Annotated in this window: 32 protein-coding genes; 20 read left to right on the top strand and 12 right to left on the bottom strand. The window is 66.7% G+C overall.

The features are described from left to right. The first annotated feature begins 21 nt into the window (after positions 1-21). From cobT to Q0X68_RS03795, 3 genes are read left to right on the top strand one after another with little or no spacing between them, the layout of a single operon-like run. Positions 22-1,068, top strand: a complete 1,047-nt coding sequence (gene cobT / locus Q0X68_RS03805; protein ID WP_297747813.1) for a nicotinate-nucleotide--dimethylbenzimidazole phosphoribosyltransferase — start codon at positions 22-24, stop codon at positions 1,066-1,068. Next, complete coding sequence (gene cobU, locus Q0X68_RS03800; RefSeq protein WP_297747810.1) at positions 1,068-1,694, top strand: bifunctional adenosylcobinamide kinase/adenosylcobinamide-phosphate guanylyltransferase; 627 nt, start codon at positions 1,068-1,070, stop codon at positions 1,692-1,694. Before cobT ends, cobU begins: the two co-directional genes overlap by 1 nt. Next, a complete protein-coding gene (locus Q0X68_RS03795) occupies positions 1,691-2,464 on the top strand; it encodes an adenosylcobinamide-GDP ribazoletransferase (protein ID WP_297747807.1) in 774 nt (257 codons plus the stop codon). The genes cobU and Q0X68_RS03795 overlap by 4 nt, the downstream gene beginning before the upstream one ends. On the opposite strand, the gene Q0X68_RS03790 is transcribed toward Q0X68_RS03795, so the two are convergent. Further along, the gene (locus Q0X68_RS03790) at positions 2,449-3,027 is read right to left on the bottom strand and encodes a 2'-5' RNA ligase family protein (protein WP_297747804.1); all 579 of its coding nucleotides are present in this window, start codon (positions 3,025-3,027) and stop codon (positions 2,449-2,451) included. The two genes, Q0X68_RS03795 and Q0X68_RS03790, sit on opposite strands and share 16 nt — an antisense overlap. A 125-nt stretch (positions 3,028-3,152) precedes the next feature. On the opposite strand from Q0X68_RS03790, the gene Q0X68_RS03785 reads away from it, so the two are divergent. After that, entirely contained in the window at positions 3,153-4,580 is a 1,428-nt protein-coding gene (locus tag Q0X68_RS03785; protein WP_297747801.1) for an NAD(P)/FAD-dependent oxidoreductase, read from the top strand. Here the strand turns inward: Q0X68_RS03785 and Q0X68_RS03780 are convergent. Next, entirely contained in the window at positions 4,564-5,520 is a 957-nt protein-coding gene (locus Q0X68_RS03780) for a polysaccharide deacetylase family protein (protein ID WP_297747798.1), read from the bottom strand. The two genes, Q0X68_RS03785 and Q0X68_RS03780, sit on opposite strands and share 17 nt — an antisense overlap. Before the next feature lie 151 nt (positions 5,521-5,671). On the opposite strand from Q0X68_RS03780, the gene Q0X68_RS03775 reads away from it, so the two are divergent. After that, entirely contained in the window at positions 5,672-6,076 is a 405-nt protein-coding gene (locus tag Q0X68_RS03775) for a rhodanese-like domain-containing protein (protein WP_297747795.1), read from the top strand. Between the two features lie 9 nt (positions 6,077-6,085). Here Q0X68_RS03775 and Q0X68_RS03770 read toward each other — a convergent pair whose 3' ends face one another. Together Q0X68_RS03770 and Q0X68_RS03765 are read right to left on the bottom strand one after the other, a co-directional pair. After that, entirely contained in the window at positions 6,086-6,871 is a 786-nt protein-coding gene (locus Q0X68_RS03770) for an amino acid ABC transporter ATP-binding protein (RefSeq protein WP_297747793.1), read from the bottom strand. Next, entirely contained in the window at positions 6,868-8,325 is a 1,458-nt protein-coding gene (locus Q0X68_RS03765) for an ABC transporter substrate-binding protein/permease (RefSeq protein ID WP_297747790.1), read from the bottom strand. The genes Q0X68_RS03770 and Q0X68_RS03765 overlap by 4 nt, the downstream gene beginning before the upstream one ends. Before the next feature lie 449 nt (positions 8,326-8,774). On the opposite strand from Q0X68_RS03765, the gene Q0X68_RS03760 reads away from it, so the two are divergent. The 5 genes from Q0X68_RS03760 (at position 8,775) to Q0X68_RS03740 (ending at position 11,672) form a co-directional block, all read left to right on the top strand. Continuing rightward, positions 8,775-9,335: a GNAT family N-acetyltransferase gene (locus Q0X68_RS03760; protein ID WP_297747787.1), complete on the top strand. Its 561-nt coding sequence runs from the start codon at positions 8,775-8,777 to the stop codon at positions 9,333-9,335. 175 nt (positions 9,336-9,510) lie between these two features. Then, a complete protein-coding gene (gene trpB, locus Q0X68_RS03755) occupies positions 9,511-10,728 on the top strand; it encodes a tryptophan synthase subunit beta (protein WP_297747784.1) in 1,218 nt (405 codons plus the stop codon). Between the two features lie 57 nt (positions 10,729-10,785). Continuing rightward, the gene (locus Q0X68_RS03750; RefSeq protein WP_297747781.1) at positions 10,786-11,034 is read left to right on the top strand and encodes a hypothetical protein; all 249 of its coding nucleotides are present in this window, start codon (positions 10,786-10,788) and stop codon (positions 11,032-11,034) included. A 19-nt stretch (positions 11,035-11,053) separates the two neighbouring features. Beyond that, the gene (locus tag Q0X68_RS03745; RefSeq protein ID WP_297747778.1) at positions 11,054-11,527 is read left to right on the top strand and encodes a GNAT family N-acetyltransferase; all 474 of its coding nucleotides are present in this window, start codon (positions 11,054-11,056) and stop codon (positions 11,525-11,527) included. After that, a complete protein-coding gene (locus Q0X68_RS03740) occupies positions 11,508-11,672 on the top strand; it encodes a hypothetical protein (RefSeq protein ID WP_297747775.1) in 165 nt (54 codons plus the stop codon). Before Q0X68_RS03745 ends, Q0X68_RS03740 begins: the two co-directional genes overlap by 20 nt. Positions 11,673-11,844: 172 nt before the next feature. On the opposite strand, the gene Q0X68_RS03735 is transcribed toward Q0X68_RS03740, so the two are convergent. Next, entirely contained in the window at positions 11,845-13,176 is a 1,332-nt protein-coding gene (locus Q0X68_RS03735) for a hypothetical protein (RefSeq protein WP_297747772.1), read from the bottom strand. Between the two features lie 294 nt (positions 13,177-13,470). Here Q0X68_RS03735 and Q0X68_RS03730 point away from each other — a divergent pair, with 294 nt between their 5' ends. Continuing rightward, entirely contained in the window at positions 13,471-14,871 is a 1,401-nt protein-coding gene (locus Q0X68_RS03730; RefSeq protein WP_297747769.1) for an MATE family efflux transporter, read from the top strand. A 97-nt stretch (positions 14,872-14,968) separates the two neighbouring features. Here Q0X68_RS03730 and Q0X68_RS03725 read toward each other — a convergent pair whose 3' ends face one another. Continuing rightward, the gene (locus Q0X68_RS03725) at positions 14,969-15,469 is read right to left on the bottom strand and encodes an NUDIX hydrolase (protein ID WP_297747767.1); all 501 of its coding nucleotides are present in this window, start codon (positions 15,467-15,469) and stop codon (positions 14,969-14,971) included. Between the two features lie 46 nt (positions 15,470-15,515). Between Q0X68_RS03725 and Q0X68_RS03720 the strand changes: the two genes are divergently transcribed. From Q0X68_RS03720 to Q0X68_RS03695, 6 genes are all read left to right on the top strand, one after another. Next, positions 15,516-16,232, top strand: a complete 717-nt coding sequence (locus Q0X68_RS03720) for a peptidase E (protein WP_297747764.1) — start codon at positions 15,516-15,518, stop codon at positions 16,230-16,232. A 35-nt stretch (positions 16,233-16,267) separates the two neighbouring features. Beyond that, positions 16,268-16,486, top strand: a complete 219-nt coding sequence (locus tag Q0X68_RS03715) for an MATE family efflux transporter (protein WP_297747761.1) — start codon at positions 16,268-16,270, stop codon at positions 16,484-16,486. A gap of 30 nt (positions 16,487-16,516) precedes the next feature. Continuing rightward, the gene (locus Q0X68_RS03710; RefSeq protein ID WP_297747758.1) at positions 16,517-16,759 is read left to right on the top strand and encodes a hypothetical protein; all 243 of its coding nucleotides are present in this window, start codon (positions 16,517-16,519) and stop codon (positions 16,757-16,759) included. 49 nt (positions 16,760-16,808) lie between these two features. Then, entirely contained in the window at positions 16,809-17,300 is a 492-nt protein-coding gene (locus tag Q0X68_RS03705; RefSeq protein ID WP_297747755.1) for a GNAT family N-acetyltransferase, read from the top strand. Between the two features lie 307 nt (positions 17,301-17,607). Next, a complete protein-coding gene (locus Q0X68_RS03700) occupies positions 17,608-17,916 on the top strand; it encodes a nucleotidyltransferase family protein (RefSeq protein ID WP_297747752.1) in 309 nt (102 codons plus the stop codon). Next, complete coding sequence (locus Q0X68_RS03695; protein ID WP_297747749.1) at positions 17,913-18,275, top strand: DUF86 domain-containing protein; 363 nt, start codon at positions 17,913-17,915, stop codon at positions 18,273-18,275. Before Q0X68_RS03700 ends, Q0X68_RS03695 begins: the two co-directional genes overlap by 4 nt. A gap of 65 nt (positions 18,276-18,340) precedes the next feature. Here the strand turns inward: Q0X68_RS03695 and Q0X68_RS03690 are convergent, their stop codons facing one another. The 3 genes from Q0X68_RS03690 to Q0X68_RS03675 form a co-directional block, all read right to left on the bottom strand. Further along, positions 18,341-18,640, bottom strand: coding sequence for a hypothetical protein (locus Q0X68_RS03690; RefSeq protein WP_297747745.1), 300 nt, complete (start codon positions 18,638-18,640; stop codon positions 18,341-18,343). An 856-nt stretch (positions 18,641-19,496) separates the two neighbouring features. Then, complete coding sequence (gene msrA, locus Q0X68_RS03680) at positions 19,497-20,162, bottom strand: peptide-methionine (S)-S-oxide reductase MsrA (RefSeq protein ID WP_297747742.1); 666 nt, start codon at positions 20,160-20,162, stop codon at positions 19,497-19,499. A 124-nt stretch (positions 20,163-20,286) separates the two neighbouring features. After that, positions 20,287-20,964 carry a uracil-DNA glycosylase gene (locus Q0X68_RS03675; protein WP_297747739.1) on the bottom strand — a complete coding sequence of 226 codons (678 nt, stop codon included), beginning with the start codon at positions 20,962-20,964 and terminating at the stop codon, positions 20,287-20,289. A gap of 85 nt (positions 20,965-21,049) precedes the next feature. Between Q0X68_RS03675 and Q0X68_RS03670 the strand changes: the two genes are divergently transcribed. Further along, positions 21,050-21,850 (top strand): hypothetical protein, encoded by an 801-nt coding sequence (locus Q0X68_RS03670; protein WP_297747736.1) that lies wholly within the window; start codon positions 21,050-21,052, stop codon positions 21,848-21,850. A gap of 2 nt (positions 21,851-21,852) precedes the next feature. Beyond that, entirely contained in the window at positions 21,853-22,299 is a 447-nt protein-coding gene (locus Q0X68_RS03665) for a DUF2089 domain-containing protein (RefSeq protein ID WP_297747733.1), read from the top strand. A gap of 156 nt (positions 22,300-22,455) precedes the next feature. Here the strand turns inward: Q0X68_RS03665 and greA are convergent, their stop codons facing one another. The 3 genes from greA to Q0X68_RS03650 are packed head-to-tail and all read right to left on the bottom strand — an operon-like array spanning position 22,456 to position 23,927. Then, positions 22,456-22,971, bottom strand: coding sequence for a transcription elongation factor GreA (greA, locus tag Q0X68_RS03660; RefSeq protein WP_297747730.1), 516 nt, complete (start codon positions 22,969-22,971; stop codon positions 22,456-22,458). Between the two features lie 24 nt (positions 22,972-22,995). Next, positions 22,996-23,397 carry a DUF4307 domain-containing protein gene (locus Q0X68_RS03655; protein WP_297747728.1) on the bottom strand — a complete coding sequence of 134 codons (402 nt, stop codon included), beginning with the start codon at positions 23,395-23,397 and terminating at the stop codon, positions 22,996-22,998. Next, positions 23,394-23,927: a rhomboid family intramembrane serine protease gene (locus Q0X68_RS03650; RefSeq protein WP_366127674.1), complete on the bottom strand. Its 534-nt coding sequence runs from the start codon at positions 23,925-23,927 to the stop codon at positions 23,394-23,396. The genes Q0X68_RS03655 and Q0X68_RS03650 overlap by 4 nt, the downstream gene beginning before the upstream one ends. A 124-nt stretch (positions 23,928-24,051) precedes the next feature. Between Q0X68_RS03650 and Q0X68_RS03645 the strand changes: the two genes are divergently transcribed. Continuing rightward, complete coding sequence (locus Q0X68_RS03645) at positions 24,052-26,061, top strand: thioredoxin domain-containing protein (protein ID WP_297747722.1); 2,010 nt, start codon at positions 24,052-24,054, stop codon at positions 26,059-26,061. The last annotated feature ends 43 nt before the right edge of the window (positions 26,062-26,104 follow it).

Genomic DNA, 26,104 nt, shown 5'->3' with positions numbered 1-26,104 from the left:
TCGACTGACTGAAGGAGAACCATGCTGCGCGAGACCATCGACGCCATTCGCCCTACCTCCGACGAGCACCTCGCGGCCGCCCGTGAGCGGCAAGACCAGCTCACCAAACCCGCGGGTAGCCTCGGTGTGCTCGAGGATGTGGGCAACCGACTTGCTGCCATCACACGCCAATGCCCGCCGCCTGTGCCGCGACGCGCCGTCGTCGGCGTATTCGCCGGTGACCACGGGATATGCGCGCAGTCCGTTACGCCTTGGCCGCAAGAAGTGACCGTCCAGATGCTGCTCAACATGGCCTCGGGCGGCGCGGCCATCTCCGTGCTCTCCGACGAACTCGGCGCCTCGACGATGCTCACCGACGTTGGCGTCATGGGCGACTACCCCGAGCATCCCGGCATCCGCAACCGCAACGTCGCCAAGGGCACGGCCGACATGAGCGTCGAGCCCGCGATGACGCGCGCACAGGCCGAACAGGCCCTCGAAGCGGGCATCCAAACCGCACTGGAAGCCATCGACGGCGGCGCTGACATCCTGCTCACCGGCGACATGGGCATCGGAAACACGACGGCGTCCAGCGCGCTGATTGCGGTGTTCACCGGCTCCACCGTCGCCGACGTGACGGGGCGAGGCACCGGCATCGACGACGCCATGCTCGCCCACAAGACGGACGTGATCGAGCGCTCCATCGCCCTCCACGGAGCCAGTCGTGACGACGCCCTCGGCGCGCTCGCGGCCGTCGGAGGCCTCGAGCACGCGGCCATCGCCGGCTACATCCTGGGTGCGGCGTCGCGCGGGGTGCCCGTCGTGCTCGACGGTGTGATCGCCTGCTCGTCGGCGCTCGTGGCCGTCGCGTTGTGTGATGCGGCGCGCGGGTACCTCATCGCCGGGCATGCGGGGCTTGAGCCCGGCATCTACGCCGCGCTGAACACGCTCGGTCTTACCCCGCTGGTCGACCTCGGCCTCCGACTCGGGGAAGGCACCGGCGCCGTGCTCGCGTTGCCGCTGGTGCGCTCCGCCGCACGTGTCCTCGGCGACATGGCCACCTTCGCCGACGCCGGTGTGTCGCACTGATGGCCGACTACCGGGTCCACATCGACGACGCCGACGACCTCGCCCGCCAGCTCCTCGACGCACTCGCGGCGAGGGGCGCCGTCGAACCTCTGGGCGGAGCCTCCGGGCGCGTGCTCGTCGTGGGCGGGGCGCGTTCGGGGAAGTCAGCGTGGGCGGAGGCGCAGTACGCCAACCGCGAGTGCGACTACGTCGCCACCTCCGCCACGCCCGACGATGACGCCGAGTGGGCGGAGCGAGTGCGCATCCACCGCGAGCGTCGCCCAAGCACCTGGAACACGGTGGAAACCCTCGACGTGGCCGGCGTCCTCGCAACCCCCGGCCCGCCCACGCTCGTCGACTGCCTGGCCGTGTGGACCACCCGCCAGCTCGACGAAGCAGGCGCCTGGGAAGACGAACCCGGCTGGCGCGAGAAGCTCGCCGCCGAGCGTTCCCGGCTCATCGACGCGGTGCGCGCCACGCAGCGCGAGGTCATTCTCGTGAGCAACGAGGTGGGCTCGGGTGTGGTACCCGCCACCTTCTCCGGGCGGGTCTTTCGCGACGAACTTGGACGGGTGAACGCCACCGTTGGGGCGGTGTGCGACCAGGTGTGGCTGGTCACCGCGGGCATCGCGAGGCGGCTCAAGTGAGGCCCATCACCGCGCTCGGTCTGTTCAGCCTCATTCCCGTCCCGCCCAAGGACATCGACCGCAAGGCCGCTTCCGGAGCCATGGCCGCCATGCCGTTCGTGGGGCTGCTGCTCGGTGCCCTGGCCGGAGCGGTGGTTTGGGCCGGCGCCGCCGTCGGTACCGCGTGGGTGGGGGCGCTCGGCGGGCTCGCGGTGCTCGCCGCGCTCACCGGGGGGCTCCACCTCGACGGGGTCGCCGACACCGCCGACGGCCTCGGCTCCCGCAAGCCCGCCGCCGAAGCGCTGGCCATCATGAAGCAGTCCGACATCGGCCCTATGGGAGTCATCACCATGGTGCTCGTGCTGTTGCTGCAGGCAGGCGCCATCATCGATCTGACAACGGCATATGCGCCCCTTCAGGCCGGCGCTGCGGTGACGCTGGCGACGGCGGTGGGGCGCACCGGGTGCCTCTTCGCCTCGCGCGGCCCATCCGCCCGGCCAGGTGGCTTCGGTGCGCTCATCGCGGGCACTCCTAGCCGGTTCGCCGTGGCGGCCAACGCCGTCGGGGTGCTCCTGCTCGCGGGAGCGCTCGGCTGGTGGGTATGCGACGCTGTGGGCGCCGCCGCGCTCGCGGGCGCCGTGGCGTGCGCGTACGCGGTGGGGTACGGCTGGGCGCGGCACGTCATCCGTCGGTTGGGCGGTAGCACCGGCGACGTGTTCGGCTCCGTGATCGAAATCACCCAGACCGCCGCGCTCGTGGGGTTGGCCGTCGCCGGTCACGCACTGGCGTAGTGGCCGGTGCTGAGGTCGAGGCGCCCCACCATCGTGAGCGGCCCTGCGATGTCATGCGTGTCGTAGCGCAGCAGCTCCAAGGCCTCCACCTCGAACGGCTCGGGTAGCGGCACCGTCGCCATCCGGGCGGCGGGTTCGTCGAACGGCACCGCAACCGAGTAGAACCCGATGGTGACGTGCGGTCGGTACGGCCGCAGAATCCGGTAGGGGAGCCCCTCGCTCAGCGCGTCGTGGGCCTCGTGCACCCAGGGTGAGCGCAGTTCGAGCATGGGCGAGGGAGGAAATGAGGCCCAGCGCCACGGCGTGATCGGCACCGGACCGCGGCACAGCGGGCGCAGGCGTCGGAGGTCGTCGTTGCGCTGCTTCGGAGTGAACTCCGTGCCCTCGAGTCCACAGTAGGCCACCGTGACGTGCGGGTCGCGTTCGTAGCGGGGGAGGATGAGCCCATCGAGCGCCGCGCGTGCGGGGCGGATGTCTGTGCGGGTGCGGAACCCCCAAAGATAGGCGTGCGGGATGCCGCGGTGCCACTGATAGAAATCGCGGTCCTCACAAGGCATCGTCATGCGGGCACTGTATCGACGTATGCTCGACTGAGCGCACTCCAGAAGGCGATGTTCGCCCTCTGGGGCCCGTTTTTCGCATCTGGAGTGCGCTCAGTCGACTTTCTCCGAGTAGAGGCAGGCGCGAGGTGGGAACAACTGAGGGGCAGCGCGTGGCCGTGGTGGGCGCCGGCCCGAACGGGCTCACCGCCGCGGCGCTGCTCGCCCGTGCCGGCTTCCAGGTAGACGTGTTCGAGCAGGCCGACGACGTGGGCGGCGCCTGCGCCTCCGCTGAGCGATTCCCCGGATCGACGGTGGACCTGGGCGCAGCCGCGCACCCATTTGGCGTAACCAGCCCGGTGTTCCAGGCCCTGGAGCTCGAACGATTCGGTCTCACCTGGCGACACCCCGACATCCCGCTCGCGCACCCGCTCGACGATGCCCCCGCCGCCTTGCTGCACCGAAACCTGGAAGCCACCGCCAGCGGCCTCAGCCGCGACGAGCGCGCCTGGCTGCGGCTCCACCGCCACCTGGTAGAACACATCGACGCCCACCTCGCCAACGTGCTCGGCCCGATGCTGCGCATCCCGCCCCACCCCGTGACGCTGGCGCGCTTCGGGCTTCCCGCGATGTGCCCGGCGCGAACGCTGGGCCACGCGCTGTTCCGCGAAGAAGCAGCCCGCGCGCTCCTGGCCGGCTCCGCGGCGCACGTGAGCGTGCCACTGTCGAAGCCACTCACCGCGTCGTTCGGGCTCCTGCTCAACGCGCTCGGCATGACGAGCGGGTGGCCCGTCGCCGAGGGCGGCTCCGGCGCCATCACCCGAGCGCTCGCGGCGGCAGTGGAAGCGCACGGCGGGCGCATCCACCTGGGCCAGCGCGTCACGAGCCTGCGCCAGCTCCCAGCCCGCACAGTGGTGCTGAGCTTGACGCCGCGCCAGGTGCTGGAGCTCGACGTCGAACTGCCGCAGCGCACCCGACGTCGGCTCGCCCGCTGGCGCTACGGCGCCGGTTCGTACAAGATCGACTACCTGCTCGACGCACCCATCCCGTGGGCCGACCCGGCGGTGAGCGGCGCGGGCACGGTCCACGTCGGTGGCACGCTCGACGAGATCGACCGCGCGGAGGCGAGAGTCGCCGCCGGTGCCATGCCGAGACGTCCGTTCGTGCTGGTGTGTCAGCAGCAGGTGGCGGACCCGTCGCGGGCCAAGTCCGGGCACGTGGCGTGGGCGTACACGCACGTCCCTCGCGGATATGAGGAGCCCGAGCCCGGATACGTGCAGCACCTTGTCACCGCGCAGATCGAGCGGTTCGCGCCCGGGTTTGCGAGCCGCATCGTCGACGCACACCGCACCACCGCGTCGGAGTTAGAACGATGGAATCCCAACCTCGTGGGCGGCGACATCGCAGGCGGCAGCATGGCCGGGCTCCAGGCGCTGCTACGCCCCGGGCTGAGCCTTACGCCCTACACGCTGAGCTCATGTCGCCTCTACCTGGCATCGGCGGCTACGCCACCTGGTGCCGGGGTGCACGGCATGGCGGGGGCGTGGGTCGCCCGAGCCGTTATCCGAGATGCGTGAACACCTGCCCCGGCTTGGGGTGTTCCGAGGCGAGGAGGTCGTCGACGGTCACCAGCGTGTAGCCCTCGTCGCGGAGGTACTTCACGATGGCAGGCACAGCGGCGACGGTGGGCTTGTGGATGTCGTGCATCAAGACGATGGCGCCCGGACGGGCCTCCTTCTTCACCGATGCAATGGTCTTTGCCGTGCTGCGGGTCTTCCAGTCGAGGGTGTCGACGCTCCACAGGATGATCTCTCCGCTCGGGAATTTCGCGAGCGTACTCCGCGTCGACTTGTTGAAGTCGCCGTAGGGTGGGCGCACCGTCTTGGTGCCGTGCCCGGTGATCTTCTTGACTTCCGCCGAGGTGCGCTCTACTTCGCTCAGCACCTTCTTCGACGACAGGCGCGAGAGCTGTGGGTGATTCCAGGAGTGGTTGCCGATCTGGTGCCCCTCCTTGTCCATCCGCTTGATGAGCTCCGGCTGTGAGGCCACATTCGGCCCGAGCACGAAGAACGTGGCCTTCGAACCGGTCTTCGCGAGGGTATCGAGCAGCTGCTTGGTGTGCGGGCCGGGGCCGTCGTCGAAGGTGAGCGCGATGCAGCGCAGCTTTGTGCAGTCGGGGCGATCGCCCGGTGCGGCGGTGTTGACGTCGGTGGGTTGCTGGGTTTTCTCGGGCTCCGAGGGCACCTTGGTTTCCTCGGGCTCCGACGCCTCCTCCGACGGCGTTGACGGCGCCTCCGACGACGGTGTCGCCGTCGGCGCGGGGGCTGGGGTGGAAGGCGTTGGGCTGGCGGAGCGCTCCGGGGTTGCTGTGGGCGTCGGCGTCGCGGCTGGCGCGGAGGAGCTCGGGGGCGCAGTAGAGGTCTCCCCGCTCGCTACCATCGTCGGCGCAGGTGCGCACGCGGAGGCCACCAGCACACCGCAGACGATGCCGCTCATTACCACAGATTTCCAACGCATGGCTTCATTCCACACCCGCGGGCGGGGTTTTCCAAGTTGTGGGAGCACTTCCGGGCATTCCCTGAAAAAACCGGGCACTTGCAACGCCTGCCGTCTAGCATGTGCGCATGATCGTCCGAGCACCGCACGCACCAGGCAGGAGAGCCGACGCATGACGCGTCAACCAGGCGAGCCACTGCGCCGCAGCGCGGCCCAACTCGTCGAGGAAGCCGACCAGAAGGTCACCGCAATCCCCGTCGACGACGCCTTCGCGCTGCTGGACCACCCCGACTGGCTCGTCGTCGACATCCGAGACCCCCGCGAGATCGCCAAGTTGGGCACCATCCCTGGGGCGTTTCGGGCGCCGCGGGGGATGCTCGAGTTCTGGGTCGACCCACTCAGCCCCTACTACAAACCGGCGCTCGATGATGGGCGTCGGCTCCTGCTGTACTGCGGCTCCGGCTGGCGCTCCGCACTGGCCGCGGCGGCGCTGCAGGACATGGGGCGTGACGACGTGGCCCACCTGGCAGGCGGGTTTACCGCCTGGCAGGAGGCCGGGTACGCCGTCGAGCAGTAGCGGCCGGGCTCAGTCCTCGTCGATGCTCGCGAGGAATTCCTTCGCGCGGTCGGTCTGCGGGTTGTCGAGGAACTGCTCGGGCGTGCCTTGCTCGGCGATGCCCTTGTCAGCCACCATGACGATGCGGTCGGCGACGCGCCTGGCGAAGCGCATCTCGTGGGTGACGCACAGCATGGTCATGCCGTCGTTCGCCAGGTCGCGCATGACGGAGAGCACCTCGCCCACCAGCTCCGGGTCGAGCGCGGAGGTGGGTTCGTCGAACAGCATCATGGCCGGGTCCATCGCTAGCGCGCGGGCGATCGCCACGCGCTGCTTTTGGCCGCCCGAAAGGCTGCCTGGGAAGGCATCTTCCTTATGCGACATGCCCACCTGCTCCAGCATCTCTCGCGCCTTCTCGACGGACTCGTCTAACGAGCGCCCGAGCACGTCGCGCTGTGCGACGGTGATGTTGTCCAGCACCTTCATGTGTGGGAACAGGTTGAACTGCTGGAATACCATGCCCACCCGCGAACGAATCTTGTTGAGGTGGCTCTCGCCGTACCGAAGCTCTTCGCCCGCAACGTGGATGGTGCCGCTGCTGATGGTCTCGAGTCCGTTCACGCAACGCAGGAGCGTGGACTTACCGGCGCCAGAGGGGCCGACGAGCACGACGACCTCGCTCTTCTCGATATCAAGATCGATGTCTTTGAATACGAGCGTCTTGCCGAAGTACTTGGTGACGTTGCGCATTTCGACGACGTTGGCATCGTCGGCGGAGGTTTCAAAGAAATCCTGATCGGTGGTTTCGGCGCTCATGCCTTCGCCTCCTTCTTATCGGGGTTCATCTTGCGTTCGAGCAGCGTGACCAAGCCAGTCAGTACCAGCACGATGACCAGGTAGTAGACGGATACCACGAGGTACGCATTGAGCGGCGAGTACGACGACGCCGCGATGTTCTGCGCGGTCCGGAACAGCTCGCCCATACCGATGAACGCCACGAGCGACGAGTCCTTCACCGCGATGATGAACTGGCTGCCGAGCACCGGCAGGATCGCGCGGGTCGCGAGCGGGATCTGCACTCGTCGGAGGGCCTGGAACCGGCTCATGCCGAGCGAGCGGGAAGCCTCGACGAGGCCACCGGGCACCGACTGGAAGCCCGAGCGCACGATCTCCGCAATGTAGGCGGAGTTGTGGATGGCAAGAGCGATGGCGCCAGCCCAGAAGTCGCTGAGTTTGACGTACTGGGTGAGGCCGAAATACAGCAGGAACAGCTGAGCGATCAGCGGAGTACCACGAATCAACCCGATGTAGCCCGCCGCCAACCAGCGCAGCGGCAGGAAGCGCGACATGTTCATCCACGCAATCACCGAGCCGAGCACAACGGCGATGAGCAGCGCCACCGCAGTCACCTGCAGCGTGAGCAGCGCGGCCTTCAAGAAGGTGTCGGCGTGCTCCACGAAGAGCTCACCGAAGCTCGGCGGGCCGTCGGACGCCTCCGAATTCTCCATGATCTGCTTCACCGGCTCGTTGTCGATGTTGCCGGAGATGTCTTCGCCGAAGTACTTCTTCGAGATTTCGCCGTAGGTGCCGTTGTCGATGATGGTTTCGAGCGCTTTGTTCACCTCGCCGAGCAGCGGGTTGCCCTTCGCCACGGCGGGGGCCTGCGTCTCGAGGTAGAGCGGCTCGCCGCACAGCTGAAGGTTCAGGCCGGCCTTCTCGATCTGGAACTGGCCGACCAGACGGTCCGTGAGGGCACCGTCGAGGCGCCCCGTCTCCGCATCTTGCAGTGCGGTGATGTCGGACTCGAAGGTCTTCACCTGCTTGGTGATGCCCTCGTCGGCCAGGTATTTCTCGTAGCTGGTGCCGCTGGCGACGCCAACCGTCGGGTCCTTGGTATCGGTGATGCTCTTGCACTGCTCGCCCTTGCGCACGAAATATTGCGCACCCGACGAGTAGTAGCCGTTGGCGAAATCCACCACCTTTGCGCGTTCTTCCGTGGCGGAGGTGGATGCGACGAGCATGTCGTAGCGCCCCTGCGCGGTGCCCTCCACCAGTGTGGAGAAGCCGGCGGTCTTCGTGACGAGCTTGAGGCCCATCTCGTCGGCGAGCGCCTTGGCGATGTCGTAGTCGAATCCGGTGAGCTGTTCTCCCTCCCAATAGCTGAAGGGGCGGAACTCGCCACTCATGGCGACGACGATTTCTCCGTCCTTGATCAGCTTGGGTTCGCCGTCTTGTTGGCTCTGGTCTCCGCCCGCGCATGCCGTCAACATGAGCGTGAGGAGAGCCAGCACTATGGCGCACGGGGCGAATCTCGTCCGTGTCTTCATGATTTGCCCTTCGGTTGGCTTGTCGATACCACCGAACGCGTCGGCCTCGAAACACGCCTGAAATCGTTATCGACGTGCACCGTGACCACCATCGCTCAGCGGTGGTGTCTTTGTCGACAATACTGGGTTCCGGGTCACCTTTGGGTGGGTATCACTATGTGACAAGCCCATGTGCTCTCCGCCGAGCGCGTATGTCGTCGCTGCTTGGGCATGGGATGGAACGTCTCCTCGCTCGGTATCTGCGTGGATGACCATGGCGTATAGTGTTGTGCCATATCATGCGGTTCCGCATGCGCGTAGACGACGGCTCGGAAGTGACCATGCTCACTGGGATCTCGAGGTCGCCGCTTGGTTGGCAGACGCCAACGTTCAGGGTTCACGACAGGATGGCGATGGCAAGTACGTTCAGTGACGAAACGATCGCGGCGTTCGGGATTACGCTGCGCCCGTTCGTTGAGGCCGATATTCCCCGGATCGTCGAGGCCTGCTCCGACCCCCTCACGCAAACCTGGCTGCCGCTGCCTTCCCCCTACACCCACGAGTCTGCGCGATCCTACGCTTTCGATGCGGCCGCCGAGGCGCTCGGCACGGGAGCGGGGATCGAGCGGGCCATCGATATCGACGGTGAGTTCATGGGCGTTATTGGCCTGAAGGCGACGGATTGGCGGGCGAAGAGTACTGAGGCGGGCTACTGGCTCGGTCCGTGGGCGCGCGGTTGCGGAATCATGGTGCGCGCACTCTGCGCGATAACCGACTGGGCGTTGGATGCTCAGGGTCTCGGACGAGTACAGGTCCTCGTCGCTCCTGACAACATCGCGTCGATGGCTACAGCCCAGCGTGCAGGTTTCGTCCGCGAGGGCATTCTGCGTCGCGCCGGTGTCACCCACGCCGGCCACGTTGATCTCGTCTCTTGGAGTCGTCTAGTTGACGATCCCAGGCCCAGAATTGACTAAACGCCTCGTCGCTCGCATCTCGCCAGTCTTATGGCGTGCTAAGCTCATCGCCGTGAACGTGAACCGGATGTGGTGGACCGCCTAGGGCGGTTCATTGGTTTGCGCGAAGCTAGCAAGATCGCCCCGTAAGGAGGCGATCTTTTCGCGTCTTTGGGGCCAATATCGAAGGAGAAACATGGCTGATCCAGCAGTTGAACAGGGCCACTACCGGGCTAACGCTGAAGGGTTCTTTGGCGAGTACGGAGGCGCCCACCTGCCACCGCACCTTGTGGCCCCCATCGCCGAGGTGCGCGACGCGTACGCTGAGGCTAGGCAAGATCCGGAGTTTATGGACGAGTACCAGCGCTTGTTGCGCACCTACGTCGGGCGCCCGTCGCTGCTGTACTTCGCCGAGAACCTCACCCGCGAACTCGGTGGGGCGAAGGTGTACTTGAAGCGGGAAGACCTCAACCACAGCGGCGCGCACAAGATCAACCACACGCTCGGCGAGGCGCTGCTCGCCAAACGTATGGGCAAGAAGACGCTCATCGCCGAGACGGGCGCCGGCCAGCACGGCGTCGCGCTCGCCACGGCTGCTGCGCTCATGGGGCTCGAGTGTGAGATCCACATGGGGCGAATCGACATCGAGAAGCAGCACCCCAACGTGCTGCGCATGCACCTGCTCGGCGCGAAGGTCGTCCCCGTCGATGAGGGGGGCGCGTCGCTGAAGGAGGCCGTCGATTCCGCATTCGCCACGTACGCAGAGCACTACGAAGACATGTTCTTCGGTATCGGTTCCGTCGTCGGGCCCGACCCGTACCCGTCGATGGTGCGCGACTTCCAGTCGGTCGTCGGCCGCGAGGCTCGCGCCCAGATCTTGGAGCAGGAGGGCAGACTCCCCGACGCCATCGTCGCGTGCGTGGGCGGCGGCTCCAACGCGATGGGTCTGTTCGACGCGTTCCTCGGCGACGACGATGTCCAGATCTACGGCGTCGAGCCGCAAGGAAAGGGCCTCGAGACCGGGCAACACGCTGCCACCATGGCGACGGGCTCACCCGGCATGCTGCACGGCATGCACACGCTCGTGATCCAGGACGCCGACGGGTCTCCGTCGCCGGTGCACTCCATCGCATCCGGCCTCGATTACCCCGGTGTCGGCCCCCAGCATGTGTACCTGAAGGAAGCAGGCCGCGTGAACTACGTCGGGGTCACCGACGAAGAAACCCTGGATGCCTTCCAGCGGCTGTGCCGGCTGGAGGGCATCATTCCGGCGCTGGAGTCGTCGCATGCGGTTGCTGAGGCAATCAAGCTGGCGCCGACGATGGCGTCGGATCAAGTGGTCATCGTCAACCTCTCTGGCCGTGGTGACAAGGACATCGACTACGTCGACGAGGTGCTCTCGGCCCGCGACTGAGGCCCATGTCAGCGAAGGTGACGCCAGGATGACCTATTGGCAAGTAGGTTCGTGGACATGCAGTACGTCTCCTTCGCGGACACGCCACTTTCCGTAGACGAGCTCAATTCTCACACCTGCGTGCTCACGCTCGACGCACCCGTCACCCCCGGTGACACCGCCCGGCTCGGCCGCATGCTGGGTGAGGCGGCGCCCTCGGGCGTCAACCTGCTGGTGTGGGATGAGACCGAAGACGACCCCCGGGCCGCCATCGCGCAGGCCGGGGGGTTGGCACCGATACGCCAGCAAGGCGTTCGTCGACGGTGACCTGGGACGGGTGCCGCCGGTGTCGATCCCCGATGGCTGGCGGTTGGAGACCCTCGCCGATCTCGGCGAGGAGGAATTCTCGAGGCGCATGCTCACCGCATCCGAGGGAGACCCGTTCAGCCCATCCACTGCCCAGACGGCGTTGGCGGATCTGCGAGACCTCATCGCGTTCGCGGAGGGCGCCTTCAAACCGGAGGGATGGTTTGCCGTCTCCGACGGCGAACCCGTCGGTGCGCTGCTGCCGCAGGTCTATCCCGACGACCCTCTGGAGGGCACGATCTTCTACGTCGGGGTCGTGCCGGAGCGCCGTGGGCAGGGGTTCGGGTCTCGGCTGCACCAGCTGGGGCTAGCGATGCTGCGTGAGCGCGGGGCGGTGCGCTACGTCGGCTCCACGGATGAGCGCAACCTGCCGATGCTGAAGGTGTTCGAGAAGGCCGGAGTGCGGGCGGTGCGGCGACAGACGTTCTATCACCGTGCGCCGCACACGCGCTGACCCGTTCGACCCATCTGCGGCGTCTGCCTGGCTGCGAGGCGACGACTTCGAGACCGGCCGCAGGTACTGCGTGAGCATCTCGGTGCTGGGGCTCCACGACAAGCGCGGCGCCACCGAGACGAGGCCGGAGCTATCCGCACGGTAGTACTTGCTCTGCGGCTGATAGTCCAGTTGTAGGAGAGGCGCCTGTCGGTCCAGTGCTTTGCACGCGCGATGACGAGGTCGCGGCGAATCGGGGCCCCGACGGTGTGCGGCGTCCAGGCATTCACGCCGCCAGGCGCGGGGGCCGTCCCACCGGAGAAGGATGCGCAGGGATGTCAGTCGATGGCGCCGACGACCAACCGTGCCAGCCGTTGGACATCGTCGAGAGCCTCGCTCGTCTCGCTGCTCGCGACGACGTCCGCCGCCTGGCAACGCTCGGCCAGGGTGACGAGGTGGTCGGCGTCGGTGACTCCACGTTGCACCACTTCGGAAGCACGTGGCAGGAGGTTGGCGAGGTCGTCGTCCTGGCCGGTCACCATCATCTGCCAGGTGGTGAGGACAGTCGTCGGGATCTTCATGAGCTCGGCGAGCTCGGTGGCCTCACGCGCCACCTGGGAGGCCAGCTCGTGGTGCTGTCGAAGGCTCGCCGTCGCTTCCTCGACGCCCTGACGCAGCGCGCGGGCGAGGTCGGTAATCGCCGGACGGGCGTCGGAGGAGTCATCGTCGATCAACTCGCAGACGAACTGCGCCATCGACTCCGAGTGCAGCGCAGAGAGCGCGATGCCGAAGCGTGTCGTGGCAGTGAGCTCGCGGAGCTGATCGAGGCGCTCGGCCAGGGGCGTGAGGAGGCTCGTGACCTCGGGCATCATCTGAGTCCACATCGAAAGGACGCCGGCGAGTGGGGAGAATCCTTCGCGGCGCTTCAGAATGTCGTCGAACTCTGCAGCTGCGCGGTCACCGTCGTCCGCGGCGCGATGCACGTCCTCGGTGCCGGCGATGAGGTCATCGGTGAGCTGCTGCAGCTGACCGAGCTGGGACACCCAGTTGGAGACTGCGGCGTGGAGTCGATGCGTTGCCCCCAGGAGCTCCCCGAGTGGACCGCCAGCGGCTGGGCGCTGGGGGAGGGCTCCGGCACGCCCCAACACCTCGGCAGGTAGGGCAGTCTGGATGAACGCGTCGTAGCTCGGGATCCCTGCGTCGACGAGCAGCTCAGCGAGTCGCTCGAGTCCGGCCACGGCGGCGGCGTGGGCGCTCGCTCCCTCCTCGCGACGCTGCAACTCCAGCGGGCGTGTCGCCTGGTACAACGATCGGGCTGCGTCGAGCAGAGCAGTCTGCGATGGCGGAATGCGGACCGACAGGTAGTCGTCACCCAGCGGTGTGATGGTGGCAAAGACGGTGTAGCGCGAACCGTCGGCGGCCAGGTTGTCGACGTAGGCGCAGAACGGCTTGCCAGCCTTCAGTGTCTCCCACATCAGCAGGAAGGCGCCGCCTGGCATGGAAGGATGACGAATGATGTTGTGCGGTGCGCCCATGAGCTCGTGCAGGGGGTAGCGCGACAGCCGGACGAACACGCTGTTTGCCTGTTTGATCACTCCACGTGCATCGGTGATGGAGAAGAAGAGATCTTGCGGCGCGACGTCCTGCGTTGCTCCTGTTGGATACACCATGCGAACCTCCGTTGGTGGGCTAGGGGGATGCTACCGGCGAGGGTGAGGACATGCTACTCTCGCGCGCACGGGCGTCGGGCGATTTCGCGATGCGGACCAACCTGTTGCCGGCTTGGTCTGTTTTAGTTGATGGCTATACAATAGTAGGCGTCGTTCACGACCGCCATCGGAGACGTTCGTCGTCGCGCCGATGCTACTGGGCGCCGCGTCGAGCCCCTCCACCAAACCACACGTCACGCCCGGCCCCCTTCCCCAGCCCCCGGGGCCTTGTCGTTGCTTGCAGAAGAGTCGCTCATGGCCAAGAACCTCACTGTCGGATCACCGCTTCGGCTCATCGTCGTATTCACGCTGCCCCTGCTCATTGGCAACCTGTTTCAACAGGTGTACGCCATCACCGACACCATCGTCGTCGGCCGAATGATCAGCGTCGAAGCGCTCGCCGCCGTCGGCGCGTCGGGAAGCCTGCAGTTCCTGCTGTTCGGGTTCGCGATGGGCGCGTCGGCCGGTCTGGCCATCCCCGTGTCCCGCGCGTACGGGGCCGGGGACACCGCCGGAATGCGCAAGGCCGTCACCACCGGTGCGTGGATCAGCCTCGCCATCGCCGTGGCGATCACCCTCATCGGGGTGCTCGGATCGAGCTTCTTGCTGAGGCTGCTGGGCACGCCCGAAGAGCTCATGGCGCAGTCGACGGAGTTCCTCGCCGTGTTCTTCGCAGGGTCGGTGGCCACCGTCGGCTACAACTACCTCACCTCAGTCATCAGGGCGCTGGGCGACAGCCGCACACCGCTGCTGTTCCTCATCCTGGCATGCGTGCTGAACGTCATTCTCGTGATCGTGTTCGTCGGCCCGGCCCACATGGGCGTGGGTGGTGCGGCGCTCGCGACGGTGCTCGCCCAGCTCGTCTCGGCGCTGATGTGTCTGCTGCTGATCTGGCGACGCATGCCCCTGCTGCACGTCGGGCGCTCTGACTGGCACATCGATGTCGCCCGCGTCAGGGAATCGTCGAACCTGGGGCTGACGCTGGGCTTCCAGATGTCCATCATCGCCATAGGCGCCGCGCTACTGCAGTACGGCGTGAACGGCCTCGGTACCGACGCCGTCGCCGCCTTCACAGCCGCCTTGCGCGTGGACCAAGTGGCCGTCGTGCCGCTCGCCAGCGTCGGCATGGCGATGACCACCTTCGTCGCGCAGAACGCCGGAGCCCGGCAGCCTGAGCGAATCCTGCGGGGCGTGCGCCAGACGACCTTCCTCGCCATCGGGCTCGCGCTGCTGCTGGGCCTTGCCATTTTCTTCGGCGGCACGGCGATGGTGCGGGTGTTCGTCGGCGACGGGTCTTCCGCCGTCGTGACGATGGCGCACAACTATCTCGTGTTCAACGCGGCCTTGTACTGGGCGCTCGCGGTGCTGTTCGTGATTCGCAACGTGCTGCAGGGGCTCGGCTCGACGTTGGCTCCGACGATGTCCGGCGTCGCTGAGCTCATCGCGCGTGCCATTATTGGGCTGCTCGTGATCGAGCATGTGGGATTCATCGGGGTCATCTTTGCCGCGCCAGCGGCGTGGTTCGCGGCGCTCATCCCGCTGCTCGGTGCCTGGTACTTCCAGCGCCGACGCCTCGTCGCGCAGGCCCGCGAGGAGTCAGAGGCTGTCGTCGAGACGGAGGACGCAGGCTGTCTGCAACCCTGCCACGCGGCCTGAGCGGCCGGGCGGGCCGCGCAACGCGTGTCCAGATCCGCAAGCCGCGCCATGATCGTGCTCTCATGGAATCCGGACGCGCGTTGGGAAGCCTTGAGGATCAGCTGGGCGTCCGTGTCGCGATGAGCTTGGGAGCGGAGGGCAGCTCGGCCAACTCCGTGCCGAAGAACTCCGGGTACATGCGGCCACTCGCCCCGAACTCCGCGATCGGCACCCACTCACAGCGCTCCGGGAGGCCACTCGTGGTGAGGCTGTCGTCGCGGATCTCCTGGCCGTCGTAGCGCATGAGGAAGTAGAAAGCCACCTCGTGACACTCGCGCCCGGCGAGCTCGGGCGTCGTGGCGTCGGAGAAGTGGTGGTCGTGGATGAACACCAGGCGGTCGATCTCGAGGTCGAGGCCCGTCTCCTCGAGGCACTCCCGCCGGACCGCGTCCTCGACGGTCTCCCCGTGTCGGACGCCTCCGCCGATCGAGTAGTGGTACGGGTCCTGCTCGTTGCCCATCATGAGCACCGCGCCGTCGTGGATGAGCACGGCGCAGGCCCGCAGCCGGAACCAGCGGCCGTCCTCGTCGAACGTGCAGTCGCGGGGCTCGTGGTGCATGTTGACTCCTTGGAAGTGGCCGGGCGCGCCCTGGCAGACTGTACCAATGACGACGATCGTGACCCTCGGCGGCGGCGGATTCTCAATGTCCGACGACGGCCGCACATTGAGCCCGATCGACGAGTATCTGCTCGAACTCACGGGCAAGCGCCATCCGCGCGTGTGCTTCGTCGGCACAGCCTCGGGAGACTCCGACGACTACCGCGCCAGATTCCTCCACGCCTTCGCGGGACGCGCGGAGTGCTCGGCGCTGACGTTGTTCGGCAAGCCCGAGTACGTCCATCCGGCGATACTGCGCGAACAGGATCTCATCTACGTCGGCGGCGGCTCGACGGTGAACCTCTTGGCGATCTGGAGGCTTCACCAGGTACCCGAACACCTCGCGGCTGCGGCCCATTCCGGTGCGATCCTCGCAGGCATCAGCGCTGGCATGAACTGCTGGTTCGAGGCAAGCTCAACGGACTCATTCGGCGCACCGGCGCCGCTGCACGACGGGCTCGGTTGGCTGCCCGGCACGGCGTGTCCCCACTACCTCGGCGAGCCGCACCGACGCGATACGCTGCACCGTTGGGTGGCTGCTGGAGAGTTGCCCGACGCCTGGGCTGTCGACGACGGCGTCGCGATCTGCTGGCGAGACGGTTCGGTGTCGGAGGTAGTCACGGAGAGTCCAGGCAGGACGGCCTATCGGGTCAGCAGGGAGGACGACGCTGCACACGAAGCGGCGTTGCAGGCGAGAGAGCTGCGCAACGGCCTCTTCGGCTGACTGCCGGTCCGCCGCCAGGCCAGCCGGCCATCGTCGTGCCACTCATGGGCATGGGCGTCTCCATGACCAGCTACGCGGCCCAGAACGCGGGCGCGCACCAGCCCCGGCGGATTCTCGTCGGGGTGCGGGACACCCTGCTGCTCGCCATCGGCTTCTGCGTCGCGCTCGGCGTCGGCATCGTGCTCGCCGGACCCGGCTTGGTGTCGATCTTCGTCGGCGACGGTGCGCCGGACGTCGTGCGGATGGCGCACTAGTACCTCGTCATCAACGCGGCGCTCTACAGCGTGCTGGCGCTGCTCGTGGTCGTTCGGAGCGCGATCCAGGGGCTGAGCGTGACGCTCGCGCCCACCGTCTCCGGGGTGTGCCAGCTGGCGGCCCGCGGCTCGATTGGCCTGTGGATGGTGGACAAGGTGGGGTTCATCGGCGTGATCTTGGCCGGGCCGTTCGCGTGGGCGGCCCGGGCTCATCCCCGTCCTGTGGTCGTGGTTCTTCCAGCGACGGCAGCTCGCACTCGAGGCGCGGGGTGAGTAGCGTGAACGCGTCTTACCATCACGCACACGCCGAAGGAGATGGACCGTGACTGAGCAGGATACGACGCTGCGGCCGATCAGCCCCGACGAGGGGCCGCTCCTTGAGCGCGCTACCCTCGGCACGATGAATTGGTGCGGGGAGCGATTCACGATAGACGAGATCCGCTCGCGCCCGGAGTTCCGGCACTACACGCGTCTCGACGAAACCCGCGGCGACTTCGGGGTCGTCGCCGAGACTGATGGTCGTCCCGTGGGCGTTGTCTGGGCGCTGTCGCTGCCCGACGACGACCGCGGCTACGGCTTCGTCGACGAGTCCACGCCCGAGGTGAGCTTGTGGGTGGACGAGGCCGCGCGCGGACGGGGCTTGGGCCGCGCATTGCTGCGGGCGGTCGTCGCGGAGGCGGAAGCGCGCGGGCTGCGGCAGGTGAGCCTGTCCGTCGAGGCCGACAATTTCGCCGTGCGCCTGTACGAGGCGGAGGGTTTCGTCGCAGTGCCGGGGCGGGAGACCGACGGGGTCATGCTGCGCCGGATCCGCTGACCGGCGGCGTCGCACGTCCGACGGGGCAGTGGGCGGCGCCGGAACAGCCACCGCGGCTGATCGGACGCCTCGGCTTCACAACTCGTCGCCAGATCCTGTAATCGCGCCATGATCGCGCTCTCATGAAATCTGGATGCGCGTTTTGGAGTGTCGGGGCGCGCAGGCGCAGGCCCGTGGCTGGCGCGAGTTGCGGCACTGCCGGGGCGTCAGTCCTCGCCCGGTCCGCACTCCGCCCGGATGGGCGAGTCGGGACTGCGCAAGTGATGATCGTCCTCGGCCGTTGGGACGATCTCGTTACCATGGAGACATGTCCGTCACACCAGCCTCCGGCTTCGCGCTGTTGCGGGAGCGGCGCGAGGAGATTCGTGATGCCGTGGCGCGCCGTCGTGGCACGGGCGTGGTGCGCGTCTTCGGTTCGGTGGCTCGTGGTGACGACGCCGAGGGCTCCGACATCGACCTCCTCGTCGAGTTCGAGAAGGGCGCGTCGCTGTTCGATCAGGCCGGTCTGGAGATCGACTTGGAAGAGCTTCTGGGACGCCGTGTCGATGTGATGTCTTTGCATGCGCAGGGCCGGGCCGCTGACCGGGCCCGCGAGACCGCCCGGGATTTCCTGTGACCAAGGCGGAGCACAGACTCCCAGAGCTGTTGCAAGGCTGCGCCGCGCTGCGAGCCCAAGCCGCGTACCTGACGGGCCTCGGCGAGGCCGAATTCTGCTCGTCGGGTGTGGCGGGTCAGGTGTCGCGTCTCGCTGCTGCCCAACTCATCATCCAGGTGCAGGCTCTCGTGGAAGACCTGCCCGATGTAGCGGTCGAACGACTCCCATCGATGACGTTGCGCGAGATACGCGGTATGCGAAACAGACTGGCCTACGGCTATGGAGATATTGACGTGGCGATGATGTGGGACACCATCAGCCGCGACGTGCCTGAATTCCTCGGCAGGTATGACAGCAGTCATGCGCGAGAGTTCCCCTGAAATGGAGCGCAATGAGGTTGAGCGGCCGCTCAGTTGCGGAGTGTCCACGGTGCGGGCTAGCGTCGTCAGTGGGAGGTCCGTTTCCAGCTGATGTTCCCGTCTGCTGCTTCCACGAGCTCGAGGGTCACGGCGTCCTCGTCATCTCCGTACCACCCGATGAGCTGTTCTTGGAGGTGAACCTCGGCGAGTGACTCATCCTCCGGGGCGAGTTGAGCCACGTATCTCTTGTAGAGTTCGCTGTCTGGGATGAGCACGGTGATCTTCGGGTCCGTAGACAGGCGAACGCTTCGGATGGCTATGTGCTCACGTGAGAGCACTCGCAGGAGAGTGCGTGCCGCGGCGTCGTTGAATACCTGATGATGCATGGCCGTGCCTACCTTGAGTGGAGCTTCGATGAAGAGCGTGACGCGAAGTCAGGACTCGGGCCCGCACTTCACACCCGTGGCGTGCACGGGGCAGTAGCCGTCGGGGTTCCCCAACAGTTATGAAAGCAGTCATGGTCTACGAGGGCATTGGTGGCGTCGGCTGGTCGGTAGTCGTTCGTGGGAGAGGCAGTTGCACAGATGCATTGAGAAGTTCGATTCCTAAGATCACTCCAGCCGCATTGAAGGTGACTACAGCCTCTACCTCGCCCGCTGGTCCGAAGATGGGATAATCGGTGGTTGGGGCAGCTACCTGAGAATCCTCGAAGGTTACCATCGCGGCGTTGCAGCTACGGTCGTAGTCGACTCGGGCAGCAAGTTGATATCGGATCATAGCAGTTCAGGAGCCACCGGGATACCCCAAGAGCCGGCCCCTCCGCCTCCTGACCCCGTTGGCCACCAGGCAGTAACGACGACGCCCTGAGCGTTCATAACGACAGCAGGTCGTTTTGGAGACTGAAAGGAACTTCCTTGGTAAATCCAAGTCTTCTGGGTGGGCTGCCATCTACCGCGTGAGCAGTTGACCCTGACTGAAGCTTCGACTTCGCTCTTGCTGATATCGCGGGTCGACATCTGCAGTTGTGCATGGATGGTGTATCCCGTGACTTTACAGGGCCCAGCTGCGCTTGCTTCCGTTGGGAAAGTGGCGGCCAGAGCCGCGAGTGCAAGCGTAAGGAGTGTCATCAGGGCGACGCGAGTTCTCGTCAGGGTGCTTGTAGCCCCACTTGTGTGCTTCATGTCCGAAGCGTATATCAGTGAATGTTCGGGCATGCGGCGAAAGTGCAATCTGGGACCAGGGTCATACGTCATTTGGTGAGCATGAGACTCCAGTCCGATGGTCGCACGCGTACCCCGCTGGATTCTTGTGGAGGTACTGCTGGTGCTCCAGCTCGGCGTAGTAGAACCGCTGGCCGGGCGTGATCTCCGTCGTGATCTCGCCGTAGCCAGCCTCCGTCAGCGCAGCCTGGAATCGTCGCTTCGACGCCTCTGCCGCGGCGTGTTGTTCCTCGTCGACCGGGAAGATCGCGGAGCGGTACTGGGTGCCGATGTCGTTGCCCTGGCGGTTGAGCTGGGTCGGGTCGTGCGCTTCCCAGAAGATGCGCAGCAAGTCGTCGTAGGTGACGCGCGACGGGTCGAAGACCACCTGCACCGTCTCAGTGTGGCCGGTCTGGCCGGTGCATGACTCCTGATACGTGGGGTTGGGGGTGAAGCCGCCCATGAATCCGACGGCGGTATTCACCACGCCGTCGGTGTTCCAGAACATGCGCTCCTCGCCCCAGTAACAACCGAGTGCGAAGTACGCCATCTGACAGCCGGCGGGAACCTCGTCGAGGGGGATGCCGAATACCTCATGGCGGGGGATGGGGTTCAGCACCGGCTCATCGCGGCCGGGGAGGGCCTCGTCGGGGGAGACCATCGTCGGTTTCCAGTTGCGCTGCAGCCAGCCCATCACATCAATGTCCATGGGGCCAGTGTGGCACTTCGCGCAAGTGGATACCCGGCGCAGAACTGCAAAACTCGCCAACAGCGGCTCACAAGTGCCCGAATATCGGGGGAGGCGACGCACTGTTGGCGAGTTTTGCAGTTTGCTATGCCGGGATGCGCCAATCGATCGGCTGCGCCCCCTGCGCCTCGAGCGCCTGGTTCACCCGCGAGAACGGGCGGGAGCCGAAGAACCCGTTGTGGGCAGACAGCGGCGACGGGTGCGGCGACTTGATCACCGGCACGCCGGGCAAGAGGCGCTCGGCTTGCTGCGCGTCGCGGCCCCACAGCAGCGCGACGAGCGGCCCGCCGCGGTCGGCCAGCGCCTGGACGGCGCGCGTCGTCACCGCCTCCCAGCCTTTGCCGCGATGCGACGCCGGCGCCCCTGGCCGTACGGTGAGCGAGCGGTTCAGCAGGAGCACGCCCTGCTCGAACCAGTGCGTGAGGTCGCCGTGCGGAGCCGGGGGAATGCCCAGGTCGTCGTAAAGCTCCTTGTAAATGTTGATGAGCGACTTCGGAATGGGGCGCACGTCGGGAGCGACCGAGAAGCACAGCCCGACGGCGTGCCCCGGCGTCGGGTAGGGGTCTTGCCCGATAATCAGCACGCGTACGTCGGCCAGCGGCAGCGTGAAGGCGCGCAGCACGTCGGGGCCGGCAGGGAGGTATCCGCGGCCGGCGGCGAGCTCGTCGCGAAGGAATTGACCCATCTGGTGGATCTGCGGCTCGACGTCGGCGAGTGCTTCTGCCCAGTCGGGGGCGATGAGTTCAGACAGTGGCGCGGGCATGCCCAACACTCTGCCACGCCGCGCTCTCCCCGTCGAAACCGCCACAACCTTCCAGAATGGAAAGTTCACCTTTACAATATGCAATATGGCGAAGCTGAATTTTGAACCCATCCTGAACGACTTGGCCGAGGGCAAGATCACCGCCGACGAGGCCCGTCGCCGCATTGAAGAGCTCAAGCAGGTAGCGAAAGCTGCGGAAGACGTATCGGAACCCGCGTCGGAACAGTCGTCGGCGGAGGGCGCGCAGGCCCGGAACGGCGGGTTGGAGCGCGTGCAGATTCAGGCCACGGGCCGGCGGGTGCGCATCGAGGGCGACTCGCAGGTGGCGACGCTGAGCGTCGAAGGTGAGCACGTGCTGCGGCGCACGGGCACTGTGATGGAGATCAACGCCACGGGCGAGCTCGGGCCACGATTCGACGGGTTCTCGCTCATCCGTCCCCCGCGCACGCGGGAGCACCTGAGCGATATCGCGCTCGGCAAGGAGCTGCTCGTAAAGGTGAACCCGAAGCTCATGGTCGACGTGGAGATCACGACGGGCGGCCTCAAGGTGCGCAATCTGCCGCGCCTGGGTCGGGTGCGAGTCACGGGCGCCAACTGCTCGATCGAGGACGCGGTCGAAGTGCAGGATCTGCTCGCCCAGGCCGGAGGCGTCACCGTCGAGGGGCCCATCAGCCAGGGGCGCTCGAAGCTCCGCGTGGAATCGGGCGCCATGACTGTGGTGCTGACGCCGGGCGCGAATGTGTCGGTGACGGGGGAGACGAAGCTCGGGCGCATCAACTGGCCGAGTGAGTCGGCGGATGTCGATGAGTACGTCGTCGGCAATGGCGCCGCCAGGCTGAAGATGAGCGTCGTGATGGGCATGGCCACGCTGAAGGTGGAGGAGTGAGCATGGCGAAGACCTACCACGCGCCCTCGGACTGCCCGGTGTGCGGCGACGAACTCATCATCATCAGCAAGGGATGCCGGCAGTGCGGCACTGAGCTGCACGGTGAGTTCTCCGGCACGGAGTTCGACGCCCTCGACGAGGCCGAACTCGACCTGCTCCGCGTGTTCCTCGCGTCGCGCGGCAACCTGCGCGAGGTGGAGAAGCACCTCGGCGTCTCCTACCCGACGGCGCGCTCCCGCTACGACGGGGTGCTCGCCAAGCTCGGCCTTACCCCGCGCGTCGACGACGAACTTCGCGGCCCGATGCCGCAACGGGCGGAGGAGTGGAGCGAGGAAGACGCCGACAGCGAGTACGGCACTCCCGTCGCGGAGCAGGACGACCTGCTCGCGCGCGTCGCGGCCGGCGACGTCTCAGCCGCTCAGGCGGCGAAGCTGCTGGCAGACGAATGACAATGTGCGACTGAGCGCACGCCAGATGCCGAAAATGGGCTGCAGAGAGCGTTTTTTCGCATCTGGAGTGCGCCCAGTCGCGCGAAGGCAGACATACGAAGGGGCCGCGCCGGGATGATCTTCGGCGCGGCCCCTCGATGCCCTACTTCGTGCGGGTTAGAGGTTTTCCACCTTGAGGATGGTGACGTGGATGGTGTTGCCGTTGGGAGCCTGGTAGCTGACCTCGTCGCCCACCTTCGCGCCGGTGACCGCTGCACCGAGCGGCGCCTGTGGTGAGTACACGGCATAGTCGACGGAGTCGTCGACACCCAGTACCTCGCGCGAGCCGAGGAGGAACGTGTCGGTGTCGTCCTCGTCGCCGTCGAAGGCGATGGTGATGAGCTTGCCGGGCGCGACCTCGTCTGGGTGGCCGGCTGCCTCGCCTACCTCGGCGCGGCGCAGCAGGTCTTCAAGCTGGGCGATGCGGGCCTCCATCTGGCCCTGCTCTTCGCGGGCGGCGTGGTAGCCGCCATTCTCGCTCAGGTCGCCTTCTTCACGGGCGGCGGCGATGCGCGCGCTCACCTCGGGGCGACCGACGGTCTTCAACTCGTTGAGCTCGGATTCGAGCTTGTCGTAGGCCTCTTGGGTGAGCCACACGACGTCGGTTGCTGTTGCCTCAGTGTTTTCGGACATTCCGCAAGCTTATCACCTGCGGCACTACCCACCGGCGATCGTGCACCCGCGTTGGTCGACTGCGACGGGCTCCTTCACCGTCGCCACCGTGAAGGTGTAGGCCTTGAGCTTGTTGGCGTCGGCGGGGACGTCCACCGTCGTTTCCCCGACTTCTTCGTACGAGTCGGCTTGCGCGACGAGCTTGCACTGGGCCGGCTTGGATGGGTCGGGGCGCTGCACCACTAACTCGACGGTGACCTGCGAGGGGGAGTCGACGTTGAAGCTGCGCACCATCGCTTCCACCGGCGGGGTGGAGTGGCGCCATGCGGAGATCACCGTGAGCACCATCGCGACCCCAATACCGACGGCGAGCCCGCCGTAGATGAGGTAGTCACCCACGGATCGCTTGGGATAGCGCCGCGCGATACGTTCCTCGTCGGCGGTCATCGCTGAGCCCCCGTGCTGCGGGCTGGTTGCGTGTTTTCGCCGTGCATGAGCCACGCGGACAGCACGCCGCCCCCGGCGCCGCCCAGGTGGGCTTGCCAGGACACGCCCGCCGTCGTCGGCAGCACGCCCCACAGCACGCTGCCGTACAGCGCGAACACCACGACGGCGATGAGGATCTGTTTCCAATCTTTCGTGAACAGCCCCCGCACAAGCAGGTAGCTGAGGAACCCGAACACGATGCCGGACGCGCCTGCGGTGTTCGACCACGCCGGAGAAATCAGCCACACGGTGAGACCGGAGGCGAGGATGGTGACCACCAACGTGGTGATGTACTGGAAGCGTCCGGAGAGGTAAATCAGGATGCCGAGCACTAGGAACGGCACTGAGTTGCTGATGAGGTGCCCCCAGCCGAAGTGCAGCCAGGGCGCGAGGAACACGTCGCCCAGCTCGGAGAAGCGGCGGGGCGTGATGCCGAACTTGTCGAGGCTGTTCGCGGTGATGGTGTCGATGGCTTCGAGAATCCACATCATCGCGACGAGGCCGCCGTTGACGACGGAGGCGCGGACGATCGAGTGCTGTTCCTGCGGCTGCGAGGGGCTCATGGCTCCATTGTCCCATGTGCCCCAATCGCGCCTCGCAGCTAGCCTTGGCGGCATGGTCAACCAACTCGCCAACGCAGCCAGCGATTACCTGCGCATGCACTCCACGCAACCCGTCGACTGGTGGGAATGGGGCGACGAAGCCCTCGCCGAGGCGGCACGTCGCGACGTGCCCATCCTGCTGTCCATCGGATACGCGTCGTGCCACTGGTGCCACGTGATGAGCGAAGAATCGTTCGACGACGTGGAGACTGCGAAGATCATCAACCACCATTTCGTGCCGGTGAAGGTCGATAGGCAGCAGCTCCCCGACGTCGATGCCGTGTTCATGACGGTCACCCAAGCCATGAACGGCGGCGCGGGCGGGTGGCCCATGACGCTGTTCCTCACCCCCGAGGGGCTCCCGTTCTTCGCCGGCACCTATTTCCCGGCGGAACCCGCGCCTGGCCAGCCGTCGTTCACGCAGGTGCTGACCGCGATGGTGCAGAGCTGGAAGGCGCAGCGCGACCAGCTCACGTCGACGGGCGAGTACGTCGCGAAGCAACTGGAGCGCATCACCGTCGAGGTAGCCGACGAGGCCCCGGACCTCCGCGAGGCCATCGACGCCGTCGAGGGGGCGTTCGATCACGTCCATGGCGGCTTCGGCGGGGCGCCGAAGTTCCCCGCGCCCACCCTCGTCGATGCGTTGCTGGTCAAGGGGGATCGACGATCGCTCGAGCTCGCGCAGCGCACCCTGGAAGCCATGGCTCGAGGCGGCATCCACGACCAGGTGGGCGGTGGCTTCCACCGCTACTCCGTCGACGCCGGATGGGTGGTGCCGCACTTCGAGAAAATGCTGTACGACAACGCGCTGCTGCTGGGCGCCTACGTGCGCGGCTGGCGTCGCACCGCCGATCACGATGCGGGCCTGCGCGCGCTGCTCGAGCGCACCGCGTACGGCATCGTCGAGTTCCTCGCCCGCGAGATGACCACCGACGATGGCGCCTTCGTCGCGGGGCTCGACGCCGACTCGTCGGACATCCGCAGCTCGGTGCACGAGGGCATCTTCTATCTCTGGAACCCGGATCTGCTCGTCGACGCGCTCGGTGAGGAGGATGGCAACTGGGCCGCCGACGTGTTCCACGTCACCACGCAGGGCACGTTCGAGCACGGGCTTTCGACGTTGCAGCTGCGCGGGCGTCCGCAGTTTGATCGGCTGCAGAAGGTGTGCGACGCGCTGCTCGTCGAGCGTGAACAGCGCTTCAGGCCCGCCACCGACCACCTCATCGTCGCGTCCTGGAATGGGTGGACGATCTCGTCGCTCATCTGGGCGGCGCTGGTATTCAACGAGCCCGAGTGGCTGCAGCTGGCGCGCCGGGCGGCGGAGTATCTGGCGCGGGTGCACCTCGTCGACGGTGGGCTCAGAAGGTCGTCGTACGCCGGGGAAGCGTCGGCCTCAGATGGCGGCGCCGAAGACTACGGCGTGGTGGCCGAGGCGTTCTCGATGCTTGCCGGAGCGACGGGGGAGCGCGCATGGTTGGACCACGCGGTGCAGCTGCTGGAGGCCGGACTGGAGCGTTTCTCCGCCGACGACGGCGGCTTCTACGACGCGGCGGACGCCGGGCTGTTTCGTCGCGCCCGGTCGGTGACCGACAACGTCACCCCATCGGGCACGAGCGCGATGATCGCGGCGCTGCGCCACGTCGGGTTGCTCGCGGAGCGCCCTGACTTCGTCGAACGCGCTAATCTCGCCGCCCGCACCACGTGGGGCACCGTCGCCGAGAACCCCGCCTTCGCCGGCGCCGCGCTCCAAGACCTCCTCATCTCCGACGAGGCCCGTCGCGGTTTGAAGCCTGCCGTGGCGGTCGTCGTGAGCGACGATCCGTTCGACGAACTCGCCCGCGCCGCGTGGCGACTGGCACCCGCCGGGTCAGCGGTGCTGACGGCTCCGTCGGGTACCCCTGGTTGGGGGAGCCACCTCGAAGGGCGTAGCGAGCGCGGGGTCTGGGTGTGCCGGGGCACGCAGTGCTTCGACCCGGTCGACGACTACCGCGAGCTCAAGACGCCGCTGTGGAGCCGAGTCTGAGCTGCCCAGCAGGCGGAAGGGCTCACCGTTGCCCGGGCTGAAC

The sequence above is a fragment of the uncultured Tessaracoccus sp. genome, from assembly GCF_947286155.1.
In the GTDB taxonomy this organism is placed as follows: Bacteria; Actinomycetota; Actinomycetes; order Propionibacteriales; family Propionibacteriaceae; genus Arachnia.
This window is presented reverse-complemented; position numbering and strand designations above follow the sequence as displayed.

Coding starts and splice junctions, on each gene's coding strand:
- cobT (WP_297747813.1), top strand. CDS start 22: ATGCTGCGCGAGACCATCGACGCCATTCGCCCTACCTCCGACGAGCAC.
- cobU (WP_297747810.1), top strand. CDS start 1,068: ATGGCCGACTACCGGGTCCACATCGACGACGCCGACGACCTCGCCCGC.
- Q0X68_RS03790 (WP_297747804.1), bottom strand. CDS start 3,027: ATGACGATGCCTTGTGAGGACCGCGATTTCTATCAGTGGCACCGCGGC.
- Q0X68_RS03780 (WP_297747798.1), bottom strand. CDS start 5,520: ATGCGTTGGAAATCTGTGGTAATGAGCGGCATCGTCTGCGGTGTGCTG.
- Q0X68_RS03775 (WP_297747795.1), top strand. CDS start 5,672: ATGACGCGTCAACCAGGCGAGCCACTGCGCCGCAGCGCGGCCCAACTC.
- Q0X68_RS03770 (WP_297747793.1), bottom strand. CDS start 6,871: ATGAGCGCCGAAACCACCGATCAGGATTTCTTTGAAACCTCCGCCGAC.
- Q0X68_RS03765 (WP_297747790.1), bottom strand. CDS start 8,325: ATGTTGACGGCATGCGCGGGCGGAGACCAGAGCCAACAAGACGGCGAA.
- Q0X68_RS03760 (WP_297747787.1), top strand. CDS start 8,775: ATGGCAAGTACGTTCAGTGACGAAACGATCGCGGCGTTCGGGATTACG.
- trpB (WP_297747784.1), top strand. CDS start 9,511: ATGGCTGATCCAGCAGTTGAACAGGGCCACTACCGGGCTAACGCTGAA.
- Q0X68_RS03750 (WP_297747781.1), top strand. CDS start 10,786: ATGCAGTACGTCTCCTTCGCGGACACGCCACTTTCCGTAGACGAGCTC.
- Q0X68_RS03735 (WP_297747772.1), bottom strand. CDS start 13,176: ATGGTGTATCCAACAGGAGCAACGCAGGACGTCGCGCCGCAAGATCTC.
- Q0X68_RS03730 (WP_297747769.1), top strand. CDS start 13,471: ATGGCCAAGAACCTCACTGTCGGATCACCGCTTCGGCTCATCGTCGTA.
- Q0X68_RS03725 (WP_297747767.1), bottom strand. CDS start 15,469: ATGCACCACGAGCCCCGCGACTGCACGTTCGACGAGGACGGCCGCTGG.
- Q0X68_RS03720 (WP_297747764.1), top strand. CDS start 15,516: ATGACGACGATCGTGACCCTCGGCGGCGGCGGATTCTCAATGTCCGAC.
- Q0X68_RS03700 (WP_297747752.1), top strand. CDS start 17,608: ATGTCCGTCACACCAGCCTCCGGCTTCGCGCTGTTGCGGGAGCGGCGC.
- Q0X68_RS03690 (WP_297747745.1), bottom strand. CDS start 18,640: ATGCATCATCAGGTATTCAACGACGCCGCGGCACGCACTCTCCTGCGA.
- msrA (WP_297747742.1), bottom strand. CDS start 20,162: ATGGACATTGATGTGATGGGCTGGCTGCAGCGCAACTGGAAACCGACG.
- Q0X68_RS03675 (WP_297747739.1), bottom strand. CDS start 20,964: ATGCCCGCGCCACTGTCTGAACTCATCGCCCCCGACTGGGCAGAAGCA.
- Q0X68_RS03670 (WP_297747736.1), top strand. CDS start 21,050: ATGGCGAAGCTGAATTTTGAACCCATCCTGAACGACTTGGCCGAGGGC.
- Q0X68_RS03665 (WP_297747733.1), top strand. CDS start 21,853: ATGGCGAAGACCTACCACGCGCCCTCGGACTGCCCGGTGTGCGGCGAC.
- greA (WP_297747730.1), bottom strand. CDS start 22,971: ATGTCCGAAAACACTGAGGCAACAGCAACCGACGTCGTGTGGCTCACC.
- Q0X68_RS03655 (WP_297747728.1), bottom strand. CDS start 23,397: ATGACCGCCGACGAGGAACGTATCGCGCGGCGCTATCCCAAGCGATCC.
- Q0X68_RS03650 (WP_366127674.1), bottom strand. CDS start 23,927: ATGATGTGGATTCTCGAAGCCATCGACACCATCACCGCGAACAGCCTC.
- Q0X68_RS03645 (WP_297747722.1), top strand. CDS start 24,052: ATGGTCAACCAACTCGCCAACGCAGCCAGCGATTACCTGCGCATGCAC.